At 60.1% G+C, this 12548-nt stretch carries 8 protein-coding genes and 4 pseudogenes; 6 read left to right on the plus strand and 6 right to left on the minus strand.

The genetic code is table 11. From position 1 onward, the window contains the following. The 4 genes and pseudogenes from EOA27_RS40500 to EOA27_RS40505 form a co-directional block, all read left to right on the plus strand. The coding region (locus EOA27_RS40500; protein ID WP_164747216.1) for a hypothetical protein at positions 1–357 on the plus strand (357 nt) is incomplete at its 5' end. Positions 358–1059: 702 nt separating this feature from the next. Continuing rightward, positions 1060–4593: an autotransporter domain-containing protein gene (locus EOA27_RS05580; protein ID WP_082826570.1), complete on the plus strand. Its 3534-nt coding sequence runs from the start codon at positions 1060–1062 to the stop codon at positions 4591–4593. A 243-nt stretch (positions 4594–4836) separates the two neighbouring features. Next, positions 4837–5520 (plus strand): annotated as a pseudogene (locus EOA27_RS41950) (integrase); the annotation flags it as partial. A 116-nt stretch (positions 5521–5636) separates the two neighbouring features. Continuing rightward, positions 5637–5873, plus strand: coding sequence for a hypothetical protein (locus EOA27_RS40505; RefSeq protein WP_063169293.1), 237 nt, complete (start codon positions 5637–5639; stop codon positions 5871–5873). A 161-nt stretch (positions 5874–6034) separates the two neighbouring features. Here the strand turns inward: EOA27_RS40505 and EOA27_RS05595 are convergent. Continuing rightward, positions 6035–6235: pseudogene (locus tag EOA27_RS05595) on the minus strand (SMC-Scp complex subunit ScpB); the annotation flags it as partial. Between the two features lie 93 nt (positions 6236–6328). Beyond that, entirely contained in the window at positions 6329–6589 is a 261-nt protein-coding gene (locus tag EOA27_RS05600; protein WP_095769041.1) for a hypothetical protein, read from the minus strand. Between the two features lie 217 nt (positions 6590–6806). Here EOA27_RS05600 and EOA27_RS05605 point away from each other — a divergent pair, with 217 nt between their 5' ends. Next, positions 6807–8969: a prolyl oligopeptidase family serine peptidase gene (locus tag EOA27_RS05605; RefSeq protein WP_126080676.1), complete on the plus strand. Its 2163-nt coding sequence runs from the start codon at positions 6807–6809 to the stop codon at positions 8967–8969. Between the two features lie 38 nt (positions 8970–9007). Further along, positions 9008–9706, plus strand: coding sequence for an OmpW family protein (locus tag EOA27_RS05610; protein ID WP_063169295.1), 699 nt, complete (start codon positions 9008–9010; stop codon positions 9704–9706). 307 nt (positions 9707–10013) lie between these two features. Here EOA27_RS05610 and EOA27_RS42940 read toward each other — a convergent pair whose 3' ends face one another. From EOA27_RS42940 to EOA27_RS05630, 4 genes and pseudogenes are all read right to left on the minus strand, one after another. Beyond that, a complete protein-coding gene (locus EOA27_RS42940) occupies positions 10014–10142 on the minus strand; it encodes a hypothetical protein (RefSeq protein WP_263485462.1) in 129 nt (42 codons plus the stop codon). A 216-nt stretch (positions 10143–10358) separates the two neighbouring features. Beyond that, positions 10359–11018 (minus strand): hypothetical protein, encoded by a 660-nt coding sequence (locus tag EOA27_RS41955; protein ID WP_063169296.1) that lies wholly within the window; start codon positions 11016–11018, stop codon positions 10359–10361. Between the two features lie 101 nt (positions 11019–11119). Continuing rightward, positions 11120–11775, minus strand: a pseudogene (locus EOA27_RS05625) (IS630 family transposase); the annotation flags it as partial. A 68-nt stretch (positions 11776–11843) separates the two neighbouring features. Then, positions 11844–12078, minus strand: a pseudogene (locus EOA27_RS05630) (aldehyde dehydrogenase family protein); the annotation flags it as partial. Between the last annotated feature and the right edge of the window lie 470 nt (positions 12079–12548).

Consider the following 12548-nt stretch of genomic DNA (forward strand, 5'->3'; position numbering starts at 1 on the left):
GAGATAGTTGCGTGTCTGGCAGGTCCTTTTGCAGAATCCGCATTCGAAGGCTATCTGGACCCGCGCGATATGGCGATGAATGCGTCCGATGGGAATGAGGGGAGCAGCGACTACGCGGATGCCAAGCGAATCTATGGTGAGTTGCGGTTCCTGATGCCGCGCCGCCCCCGTTGGAGGCGGATCGAAGATCGCACGGCCCGGCTAGTACTCGATCACTGGTCAGCCATCGAAGCATTGGCCGCGCATTTGCTGGTCAAGCATGATCTCCAATTCGATGAGGCTCTGACGATTGTTGCGCCGCATCTTCCGCCCATGCCAGCAGCTACGCCGCCAGAGCGTCATCCGCAGCCTGCTTGATCAGCCATTCGATGTGATTTGACCACATCTGCAACACCTCGCGCTTCTCCTTGACTTTGCTATAGAGATCGTAGATTTCGCCAATGTCTCCGGTGCGGGCTCACAGCCCGTCCATATAGCCGCCAGTCTGCTGCCTTCGAGTGGCCCATGTTGGCCGCGGCCAGGAAGTGGCGACGATTGAAAGGACAAAATCAGTTGCCGAAACTCATCGCAGGTGACGGTCTGGTGGCAATTTGGGCACATCTTGTGTCTCGTCGCCAGTAAACACGGATGCCCGGCAGGAGCTGAGCTCGCTGCCGGCGGAAATCGTAGAGCGCCAGCGACGCATTCTGATCTTTCGTCAGGCAGTCGACCGCCTTGGCATACGCCTCGGCCTCCATCTCGATCGACCTGAACCGGTATCTTGTGCGCCATCCGGACGATCTGGGAAAGCTTGGCCGGGCCGGCGCCTTCCCAGGCGCACGGGAAGCGCGACGACCCATGTGGACCTTGGATTTCACTCCGCACTTACGCTGCTTTGGCCTTGTCAGCAGCCTGAGCATAAAGCGTGCTCAGCTTTCAGGCCGAGCACTCATCCATTGTTGACAGCACCTGTCGTCATTCAGGATCGCCCCATTCTCGCAGGCCGCTTGCAGCTTTCAGGCTGTTGTCAGCCAGGGCCGCCATAAAGGGTCTCGTTAAACAATTCAGGAGGCCGTTCCAATGAACAATCAGTTTGCGAGACTTTTTCGAGGACCAGGTATGCAGGCTTGTTTCAGGACAAAGAACTTTCTGGCGGCAACCACCGCGATGACGACGGTATTCCTGCCGGCTGTGTCTCTCGGGGTGGGTCTGGTAGCATTTCCAACTGGAGAAGCGTTGGCCGACGACCCGATTTCGATCCCGCTGGAGTATGTCGGGGAAGGCCATGACCGCCTGGGCATCTGGGCCAAGATCAACAATGGCAACGCGCAGCGATACGTATTCGACACGGGCTCGGACCAGCTCAACACGCAGATCGGGTCAGAGGTGACCGGGGTCCGCCCGATTGCCGACACGCCTTACGTATATACGTACGGGGACGGAACGTATGGTAATAAGCTTCAGAACGTGGAAATTGATAAATTTACATATGTCGATCCAGATCAAAAGATAACAATCGACGGGCCGTCTGTAAGCGATAAGAAATACCGGGCTGCTCGCATTCTCGATTTTGTCTATACCCATGCGTATTGCAAGGACAACAATCTTAAGTGCACGCCGGGATCCGTGACGGATGGACTTAAAGATATGTATGGTCAGGATCTCCAAGAACCTTATCACGCCGATAAGGAGCAGCGGGCGAAAATGACCGCTGGCAAGATGGCAGACGAAGGCGGCGATTTCGCAGGTACATTCGGGGCCGGCGATTTTCTTGGCAAGACAAGTGTCTGGGGCATGATGGGCAGTGTCACCAGGTCTGGCTACGTGGTCTCCGCCAATGTGAATCCGGATTCCGAGAGCGACCAAACGCCTGGCTGTTCCCCCTGCACGATTGTCAACCTCAATCCAAGCCTCCGGGCCCAATATACTAATGCCATGCCATGGGGAGAACCCGAGGAAAAAGATCAGGATTCTTATCAGAATTTTCCTGGCTCTGGCGCCAATGCCTCGACCGAATACGAAGGCAGCTACAATCTGCAGTACACGGTTAAGGATGGAGCCCCACCAATCACCGACCCCAACAAGACCGCGGTATTGCTCGACACCGGCACACCGGGCGGTGGCAGTCTGGAGATCAGTGATGCGATGCTGAAGCAATTTCAGGATGCGGGCGTCAAACTTAAAAATGTTCGGAGAAATGAGCAACGCGAGATCGTAAGCGCATCGGGCAACATCCCGAGCGTTACAATCGCAGGAACGGATGGCGATCCGGTAAGGCTGGACAATATCGACTTCACCTACACCAGCGGCACGACGGAACAACCCAATGACCAGACCAGTTTTGTTGCCGGTCTTGACTTCTTCAAAAACAGATCGGTCATTTTCGATCTGGAGAAGAAGTATACCGCTTATACGTCACATTTCGTCACTGCCAGCAACTTCTCTACCGATTCATCCGCACCCGAAGGGACCGGTCTGAGCAGGATCACGACGAGCATGGGGAATGAGGGCGGGTTCGGCATAGCGGGTGTCGTCTCCGGCTCCGGATCGCTGACGCTTGATACAAAGACGGTGGTCCGGATGACGAATGTCAACACCTACACCGGCGAGACGAATATTGCTCAGGATGCCTATCTCTCGCTTGCGGGGCTCGGCAACATCCAACGGTCAGCGAAAGTCGTTGCAGACGGCACGTTCGATATCTCCGAACATGGAAATGGCAGCGACTATTGGGGAATCTCCGACGCCTACAACGATGCCCGTATTCGTAGCCTGAGTGGCAGCGGAACGGTCGAACTGGGCAAGCGTACCCTGGTGCTAACGGATTCGAACGACACGTTCGCCGGCAGCATCAACGACCTCGACGTTGATAACAATAATATGGGCGGCAAACTATTCGTTGCCGGTGGCGTGCAAACGCTGAGCGGAAAGAACAATTTTTCCGGCATGACGACGGTCGGTTCCGGCGCGGGATTGCTGCTTGCCGATACAGGTGTGCTTTCCCATGATGCGACCACGTCCGGCTTTCTCGGGAATGACGGGCAGATCGGGGGCACGGCTATCGCAAACAGCGGCGGTGTCGTCGCAGGCGGCGGCACCTACGGTGCGGTCACCATTTCCGAGGGCGGCACGGTCGCTCCTGGCAGTGCGACCGATCCGAGCAGGATCGTCACCACACTGACTGTCACGGGCGATTTCGCGCAGCAGTCCGGATCGATCTATCAGGTCGACCTCGCAAGGTCGTCCGATCTCATCGATGTTGGCGGAGCAGCGGCGATCGACAGCGGCGCGCAGATCGAGCTGCTGCGGCAGGGAACGCTATCGGTCGATGCCCGATATACTCTGCTCTCCGCAGCAGGCGGCGTAAGCGGCACCTATGGCGGGCTGACGGGGGCTCTGGCGACAGACGCGACGCCCTTCGTCGATTTCCAGCTCGTCTACGATGCCAACAATGTCTATCTCGATATCAGCCGCACATCGACGGCGTTTGCCGATGTAGCCAGCACCTTCAATCAACGCTCGGTCGCCGCAGCGGCTCAGGCGCTTGGAAGCGGTAATCCGATCCAGGACAACATCCTGTTCCTGACGGCGCCGGAAGCCCGCAACGCTTTCGATATGCTATCAGGCGAGGTTCATGCTTCCATTCATAGCGGCCTCATCGAGGACAGTCATTCTGTACGCGATGCCGCGAGCGAACGGATCCGTGCGGCGTTCGACGGCGTCGGTGCCTCCAGCGTTCCGGTGATGACTTATGGGCTGGGTGGTCTGGAACTGGCCCCGGCAACGAGTGAGAATTTCGCCGTATGGGGCCGTGGCTTCGGCGCCTGGGGTCATCTCGACAGCGACGGCAATGCCGCCGGTCTCGATCACTCGACAGGCGGCTTTCTGGCTGGCGGTGACGCGGCTGTCGGCGAAAGCTGGCGGCTCGGCCTCATCAGCGGCTACAGCCATACCTCCTTGGAGGCGGACGATCGCGCGTCGTCGGGCTCGAGCGAGAATTACCATCTCGGTCTTTTTGCCGGCACGCAGAACGGCAATCTCGGTTTTCGTTCCGGCCTTGCCTATACCTGGCACAGCATCGAGACCGGCAGGTCCGTGGTCTTTCCAGGCTTCGCCGACAGCCTTTCGGCCGATTACGACGCCGGCACGTTCCAGGCCTTTGGCGAGCTCGGCTACCGTATCAATACGGCTTCGGCTTCCTTCGAGCCCTACGCTAATCTCGCTTATGTGAATTTTGACGCCGATGGCTTCACCGAGAATGGCGGCGCAGCCGCCTTGTCGAGCGGGGATCGCTCGAGCGACACGGCGTTTACCACGCTAGGTCTGCGTGCGTCGACGGTACTGACCCTCGGCACCGTGACTGCTACCGCGCGCGGCGGTCTTGGCTGGCGCCACGCCTTCGGCGACGTCAGGCCGGATACCGCTCTTGCCTTTGCTGGCGGTTCCTCCTTCGCCATCAAGGGCGTGCCGATCGCAAAGAACGCAGCTCTGCTCGAAGCTGGGCTTGACGTAAACATCACCGAGAACGCGACGTTCGGCATCGCCTATCAGGGACAGATCGCCTCGGATGCCCAGACACACGGGTTCAGCGCCAAGCTCGGCGTCCGTTTCTAAATCACCCGCAAAAGAGATTGGTTATGAAGTCAGTGAGTGCATTTTCTTTTACCGTCGTTCTCGGCTCAGCGACGGTGATGTCTGTGTCCGCCGCGCGAACGGACGATGCCTGCTACAACAAGGCACAAAGCCTATGATGACGCAATGTTCAATCGACGACCTGAAGCCAGTCGATGGCGAGCTTGACAAGCTCTACAAGGAGATGGAGACCCGGCTCAAAGAGTCCCGGCGCATGTCCAGGAACTGGTCGAGACCGCGAGGGGCTACAACGCCACCTCGGAGAACACGCGCGACGCCTACCCCAAGGATTGGCGGCATTTTTCCTCCTGGTGCCGGCGCGCTGGCTTCGATCCCCTGCCTCCGGGCTCGAAGGTGATCAGGCTCAATATCAGCGCCTGTGCCTCGGGCACCGCCGCCGGCGATCCGAAGCGTGGCGCCCCTGCCCTTTAGTTTGCGACCATCGAGCGGCGGCTTTCCGGCCTCGCCTGGAACTTTACCCAGCGCGGCCGGCCGTTGGACCGCGCGGAGCGGCATATCTATAAGGTTCTTGCCGGCATTCGCCGCAAGCACGCAAAGCCACCGCGGCAGAAAGAGGCGGTCCTGGCGACGATCTGCTGGCGATGATCGCCACGCTCGGCCACGACCTCAGGGCCTGCGCGACCGCGCTATTTTGCTCCTGGGCTGTGGCGGCGGCCTGCGGCGCTCCGAGATCGTCGGTCTCGACGTCATGCGCGACGACAACAGCGATGGCGCCAGCTGGATCGAGATTTTTGACGGCAAGGGCTGCTGGTCACCCTGCGCGGCAAGACCGGCTGGCGCGAGGTCGAGGTCGGCCGCGGCTCCAGCGACCACACCTACCCCGTAGTCGCGCTCGAGAGCTGGATCCGCTTTGGCCGCATCGCACGTGGACCCCTGTTCCGCCGCATCTTGTCGATCAGGTCGATATAATACGAAAAAGCCGCCGCCATTCGGGACGGGCGTCGGCTATCATGTCCAGCCATTATGCGGCGAGCGGATAGCTTTCGCCGGACCAGGCAGAGAACTTGGCGGCAAAAGCCTTCATCTCGTCGACCGCGAATGTGGTGCGCGGTTGCGAACTCGACTTGCTGGGCGAGAGGGACCTCGCCGAGAAAGGCGCTGACATGAGCGGGATGCTGCTTGGCCAAATCGAGATCCGCAAAGCAATCGGCCAGCGCCGCGTCGTCCAGCTGTACGCTGCAGGGCGCGTTCACGTCGTCAAGACGGATGCCAAATGCTTGCTCATAATGGCCGCAAGGTAATCGTTTCGGGTCGGAGACACAAGTTGCCGCCTCCTTCGCCGTAGAGTGGCCCGATACAATCACGATCGATATTGCCACCTCTTATCGATAGTGATCGCATAGTTCCCTGATTCGACTCTCAACCGCTCATATCAAGCGATTACTTCCATGTATCTGCTGCGCTAGCCCGTCCTGGCCTTGGAGTGTCGCTCCTCACCTCCTCCACCACTCACCAGCCCGATGGGAGTATCGCCCGCCAGCAGCTTCTCCTTGCTGAGCAGCGCGGCAACCTCAATCGCCTCGAAATCGGGCAAATCCCGCAGTGTGTCGAGGCCGAAGTGCAACAGGAAGGTCTTGGTCGTGACGTAGGTGTAAGGCGTGCCAAATTCAGCGGGCAGGCAGACGTTGACCCACAACAATCAAGGGGACGGTGCAGGCCAAGATTGCGGCAGGGCTTGGGCCCCCCACCCTTCTCCTCAGAACTCCGCTGCTTCCAGCTGGCGGCTGAAACTCACAGGCGCAGCCAGCTTGGTCTCTAACAGCATCGATCGCATCATGGTGTCTGCCATGAATCCGTGTGCGTGAAGCGCTCCAGAGCGAAGATGTTGGGCGTCAACCAGGTTCACTCCAATGAGCTTCACTTCTCGAGTTCTGCACAGTGTCCACGACTGGCGCCGGAGGTTGATCCGGTGATTAGGAGGAGCACTCGTTGTCGGATTCTCGACGATGTCGGACATGTGACACAACGCTTCCAGAGCGATCGCATTGTTCCGAAACGATTTTCCCAGTTGGCACGAAGGTTGCGGCCCTATGCGCAAAAGCACTGCGATGCCGCACCGACTGGAAGAACTCATCAATGATCACGCTTTTCGAACATGTGGGCGCCGCTACCGACACTGAGCGTTCCCGAGCCGACGGAAGCCTCTATCCCTTCTTTCTGAAGGCTGTCCGGACATGAACGCATTTGATGTCCGTCCAACGCTTGATGCTCCCGACGACGATCCCTATGTCTGGCTTGAAGATGTAGAGGGCGAGCGGGCACTTGCCTGGGCCGCCGGCCAATCGGCAAGGACTCTGAAGCACTTCGGTGGAACGCAGTTCGAGCGCGACCGCGCGGCTCTGACAGCCATTTTCGACAATCGCGACAATCTTCCCCTGATCGCGCGCCGTAGTCAGTACCTCTACAATTACTGGCGAGATGACGGTAATCCACGCGGACTGTGGCGCCGGACCACCCTTGCCGCCTACATGAAGGCGGATCCCCAATGGGAGCTACTGCTCGATCTGGATGCTCTCGCGGCTAGCGACGGAGAGGACTGGATCTGGGACGGCGCGTCCATCGAGCCGGAGAGACGGGAAAGAGCCGTTCTGCGCCTGTCGCGCGGCGGCAGCGACGCGGTCGTGCATCGCGAATTCGACCTGATTTCTCTGAGCTTTGTCGCCGACGGCTTCAACCTCCCCGAGGCCAAAGGCTACGTTAATTGGCTGGACCCTGACACGCTTCTGCTTTCCAGTGCGCTTGGTAATGGCATGGCCACCCGCTCCGGCTATGCGCGCACAGTTCGACTGTGGAAGCGTGACGCGGATCCCCTCACCACGCCGGCAATCTTCGAGGCCGGGTTCGAAAGCTTCCAAGTGTCTGGTCATTCGGACCGCACCGGCCGCAGCGAGCGCCTTTGGTTCATCGAGCAGCCGGCCTTCTTCGAGAAGATCAGCTGGATCGGCGATAGGAGCGGGCCGAGGAGGCAGATCGATCTTCCTCGCGACGCGTCGTGGCGGGTCTTCGGCGACTGGCTGGCGGTAAGGCCGCGCAAGCCCTGGACGGTGGGAGGCACCACCCATCCCGCCGACGCGCTGATCGTCATCTCGCTTTCCACTTTCCTCGCCGGCGGACGCCTTTTTGAGACCCTGTTTCAACCAGGGGAAAGGCGCTCCATGCAGTCATTCTTCTGGAATGACGGGAAGCTCATTATCTCTTACCTCGTCAATCTCGCACCGCGTTTCGAGATGTTCACTCCCGGCCACCAGGAATGGACGCGCCGAGTCCTGAACACCCTGCCCGCCGAAGGTACTGTCGACGTCTGGTCATTCGATGCGGCAGTTCACGAGACCAATGGAGAGGTCCTGATCTGTGCTCAGGATCCGATCACGCCGCCGCAGCTCTTGCTGTTCGATCTGAATGCCGCGCCGTCTCTCAGCGCTTCAGCAATCCTGAAGCGCAGCCCGGAGAATTTCGATGCATCCGGACTGGTGGTCACGCGCCACGAGGCAGTCTCTATCGATCATGAGCTGATCCCCTATACGCAGGTTGGTCCGGCGAACGGGAACGGAGATGCTCCGATTCACCTTTCCGCTTATGGCGGGTTCGGCGTATCATTCCTGCCCTACTACAACTCCCCGCTGGGCAAGCTGTGGCTCGAGCGCGGCGGCACGTGTGTCGAGGCGAACATCCGCGGCGGCGGCGAGTTCGGCACCCGCTGGCACGAAGCCGGGCGCAGGGAGGGCAAGCGTCTCGCCCACGACGATTTCGCCGCCGTTGCCTCCGACCTCGTGCGAAGGGGCATCACCCTGCCGAGGCGGATTGCCGCCGAGGGTGGCTCAAATGGCGGCCTGCTGATCGCAAACATGCTGACCCGCTATCCTGAGCATTTCGGGGCTCTGTTCTGCACAGCACCGCTTATCGACATGCGTCGCTACACCAAGCTCTTGGCGGGCGCGAGCTGGATCGACGAATATGGCGATCCGGACAAGGTTCACGATTGGGCTTTCCTGAAGGAAATCTCCGCCTATCACGCCGCAGCGCCGGGACAGCCCTATCCGCCTATCCTGATCGCCACCACGAAACGCGACGACCGCGTCCATCCGGGCCATGCGCGCAAGATGGCCGCAAAACTGCAGGCTCTTGGCTATCCCGCTTACTTCTACGAGGCCAGCGCAGGCGGGCACGGCTGCGGCGAGGACAATCGGGAGCAAGCCGCATTCATCAGTCTAGGCACCAATTTTCTCCGCAGCGCAATCGGCTTCAACGATCACCCTCCGGAGACGGCGGAACGCGTTGCAACGCAAGAGGGGCATTTGAGGTCCATCAACAATTCATTCGAGCAGGAGACGAAATAGTGCAGTGCATCCTTTCTGAACATCAAGGAGTGAATCTCATGGCGAGAACGCGAATGGGCGTAGCGCGGGCAACAGCAGCGGCGGTGGCCCTGATCATGGTGGGACAGCAGGCCGTCGCCGCGGAGCCTGCGCAAGCAGAGACCGTCCTGGCGGAGACGGGAGCCTCGGTCACCGAAGCGCCAATCCCTTGGCAGGTCCGCCTGCGGGCGTTGGGCGTCGTTACGAAAGATCTGGGCTACGTTGATACGCTTCCCGGCTCCGGTCTTTCGTATTCGGACACGGTGACGCCGGAACTCGATATCTCGTATTTCTTCACCGACAACATCGCCGCCGAACTCATACTCGGTACCACTTATGCCAACATCGCGGGCCAAGGGACGATCGGAGGGTTGGGCAACATCGGCAAAGTTTGGCTGCTGCCGCCGACACTCACGTTGCAGTACCATTTTACCGATCTCGGCGCGTTCAAGCCTTATGTCGGCGCCGGCGTGAACTACACGATCTTCTACAACCAGGACACTGGCAGCGCTGATGCTCTCAAGGTGAAGAACACGTTCGGCACGGCGCTGCAGGTCGGATTCGACTACATGGTGGACCAGCACTGGGGCCTCAACTTCGACGTGAAGAAGCTTTTCCTGAAGCCGGACTTCGACGTCACGGTGACCGGCGCGAAGCTGACGGGGAAGGCGGAGCTCGATCCCTGGCTGATAGGCGCAGGTGTCACCTACCGCTTTTGAATATCAGAGTGAAGTCTGCTTCCCGACTGCCGGTTTAAATGAAGGGCGCCTCGCGCGCCCTTTTTTACGGTCGACACTGCAGCGCAAGACCTCATGAAGCTATTGTCGGGCGGGGTTCTCTTCCGGCGGACCAAGAAGATGCACTGGCCAACCGGCCTTGCGCCTGAGGTGGAGTGCTTAGAAGCGCTTTGGATCGGGACGGGCTTTGGTATTGTGGGTGGAATGCTTCAGCCAGACCATTTGCCAGCATCGTCTCCCGGACGTCATGTGTGAGCTTCTTTGTCAGCGCAAGGCGAACACGGATCTCCTAGCAGGCCGTTGAAGAAGTGTCCCGTTTGGCCTTGAGGATTGCCTCGTCGCCGTTGTGATAGAAGGTGATGTCGATGGAGCCGTCGTCGAGCAGTTCAGCATGGCCGTCGCCTGTGACCTCGTCCATTTCGTCGAATCCGACCCATGTGAAGAAGACCGTCGACGGGCCGTAGCCGAGTTCGAGGGTTAGATGAGCCAAACGCCAGTGGGGCGTCCTGGGGACGACGCGCGCGAGATTCTGGTCGTGGTGGCCAGCCCAATACGATGTGAGAAGTTGCTGCCGGTGCGGGTACCGGAGGTCGCCGATAGTGACAGCCGATGTTCGACAGCGGCAAGGACATGCTCAGCCGTCAACGCGCCGAGGGCTTGGCCGGGAATGGTGGTGATGGAACCAATCCAGAAAGCGGCGGCTGCCCAGGAGAACGCCTTCGCGGGACTTTGACTCCAGTCCGCACACCCTGCTCAGATAGTCCGAAAAAGAGGTCAGAAGCGGAGCATCCGGATTATTATCTACACTGGGAACAGAAGCATGGAAGCGTTCTGGAGCCACTCGCCGCGCGTTTACCAGTGCCGACACTGCTCCAAGCTGACTATCTGCCATGACCACCTGCCGAACGTAGTCCGTTGATGCCACCGGTACCCTTCGCGGTCTGCTCCAGCGGGAAGATCGGGTCTGATCGACCCTGCTGACCTGTGCGGCGGCCTCTCTCGCTAGGGCGTCCCCCTTCCTGTCGTCCTCCTCCGCCGCTTTCGGCTGCTTTCGGCCCGCCGCCCTCGCCAAGGCGTCGTAGTCGGTAAGCGCGTCCTCCGTCTCCTTTAGGGGCTTCATCGCGTGACTAGAGTTTAGCGCGTGTTTGTAGGCGGCGGACCGAATGGTCGTCGAAATGCCACTCAGCGCCACCGCAAGATGCCCTAGGGCTTCCGCCTCATGATCTGACAGCGGCACGTCACGATTAGAGCCGATTGCCCTGCCTTCTTCCAGTTTCACAATGTTTGTAGTCATTTCCTGCTCCATCGCGTTGACTGAGATACGATGGAGACGGAAGTGGAGAACAAATTTTTACAAGCAACTAAGATGATATTCTCGTCAACGGGACAATAGTGGACGTTGAGGGCGGCGAACAGGGTGGTGGTGCCGTTGCGCTTGTAGTCGTGCCTCATCGTACCGAGCCGCCCCTTCTTCATCGGCAGGCCGGGTGGGTGCGGTCGAGCGCCGGATCTGGCTCTTTTCATCGACCGACAGAACGATGGCATGGGCCGGCGCATCGAGATAGAGGCCGACGACGGCGCGCAACTTGTCGACGAACTTCGGATCATTGGAGAGCTTGAACCTGGCGCCAGCGGTGGGGTGCGAGACCATGCGCCTTCCAGATGCGCCTGACGGCGCTGGCGCTGATTGCGGCGGCTTGCGCCATCATGTCGGCGGTCCAGTGGGTCCTCTCGCCCGGCGGATCGGCAAGCGTCAGTGCCACGACGCGCTCGCCGACATCGGGACCGAGCGGCGGAATGCGCCACTGTCGCGTCTTGTCGCGCAGCAGCCCGTCACAGCCTTCCGCGGCAAAGCGCTCCTGCCAGCGCCAGACGTCGGTCTTCGACTTGCCGATGCGGCGCATGACCTCGCCGGTGCCGACGCCGTCGGCGGGCAAAAGCACTATCTCGGCGCGCCAGACATGCTTTTGCGGGGCGTTGCGATCCCTGATCAGCGCCGTCAGACGGACGCGATCGGCCGACGAAACGGTGAACGATCTTCCTGTGCGCATGCGCCAGACTCGCACGCGCAGGCCAGAAAGGGAATCTCTGATTGGACTCCTATGTCAGGCGGGAACCACTAGACGCCGAGACCGCCGATGCAGACATGTTTGGTGTCGAGATAATCCACGATGCCCTGGAGGCCGCCTTCCTTGCCGAGGCCCGATTCCTTGACGCCGCGGAACGGCACCTCCGGCGTGGTGATCAGGCCTTCATTGACGCCGGTACTTCAGTCCTTCCATCACGCGGAAGGCGCGACCGAGATCGCCGGTGTAGAAGTAGGCCGCGAGGCCGAACTCGGTGTCGTTGGCGAGCGGCGTGCCCGACCTGAGACATGGGTGACGTTTTGTACCGGACACGGATGAAGTGCACCCCTCGGGTGAGCGTTTGCTCGATAATATCCACTGAAGTGAAGCAGTCGGTCTTAATGCTGGAACTCATGCCACCCGACCGACCCGGGAATTCGCAGCAGCGGCGCCGTCGAGTGCAGAACGAATGCCGTCAACCAAGGGGTCGATCTCGCTTTCGGTGATTATATAGGGCGGACAGATTCCAAGCACGTCTCCCATATTGCGGATCATGACGCCGTGCTCGCGGCACCGCCGCTCGACATCGCCGATCCTCAGCTCGGGCGCGAAGACGCGACGGGCGCACGATCCTCGACGATCTGAACCCCCGCGATGAAGCCGCGGCCGCGGGCTTCACCGACAAGCGGATGGTCGCCGAGCGCGTCCGCGAGGGCTCCATGCAAGTGATCGCCGAGACGACGCGCCTGGGTCACGAA

It is taken from the genome of Mesorhizobium sp. M2A.F.Ca.ET.037.01.1.1 (assembly GCF_003998075.1).
Taxonomy (GTDB): Bacteria; Pseudomonadota; Alphaproteobacteria; order Rhizobiales; family Rhizobiaceae; genus Mesorhizobium.

Bases quoted from the DNA above. Each gene is read 5' to 3' on its own strand.
- EOA27_RS05580 (WP_082826570.1), top strand. From the start codon at position 1,060: ATGAACAATCAGTTTGCGAGACTTTTTCGAGGACCAGGTATGCAGGCT.
- EOA27_RS42940 (WP_263485462.1), bottom strand. From the start codon at position 10,142: ATGGACGAGGTCACAGGCGACGGCCATGCTGAACTGCTCGACGACGGC.
- EOA27_RS05610 (WP_063169295.1), top strand. From the start codon at position 9,008: ATGGCGAGAACGCGAATGGGCGTAGCGCGGGCAACAGCAGCGGCGGTG.
- EOA27_RS41955 (WP_063169296.1), bottom strand. From the start codon at position 11,018: ATGACTACAAACATTGTGAAACTGGAAGAAGGCAGGGCAATCGGCTCT.
- EOA27_RS05605 (WP_126080676.1), top strand. From the start codon at position 6,807: ATGAACGCATTTGATGTCCGTCCAACGCTTGATGCTCCCGACGACGAT.
- EOA27_RS05600 (WP_095769041.1), bottom strand. From the start codon at position 6,589: ATGTCCGACATCGTCGAGAATCCGACAACGAGTGCTCCTCCTAATCAC.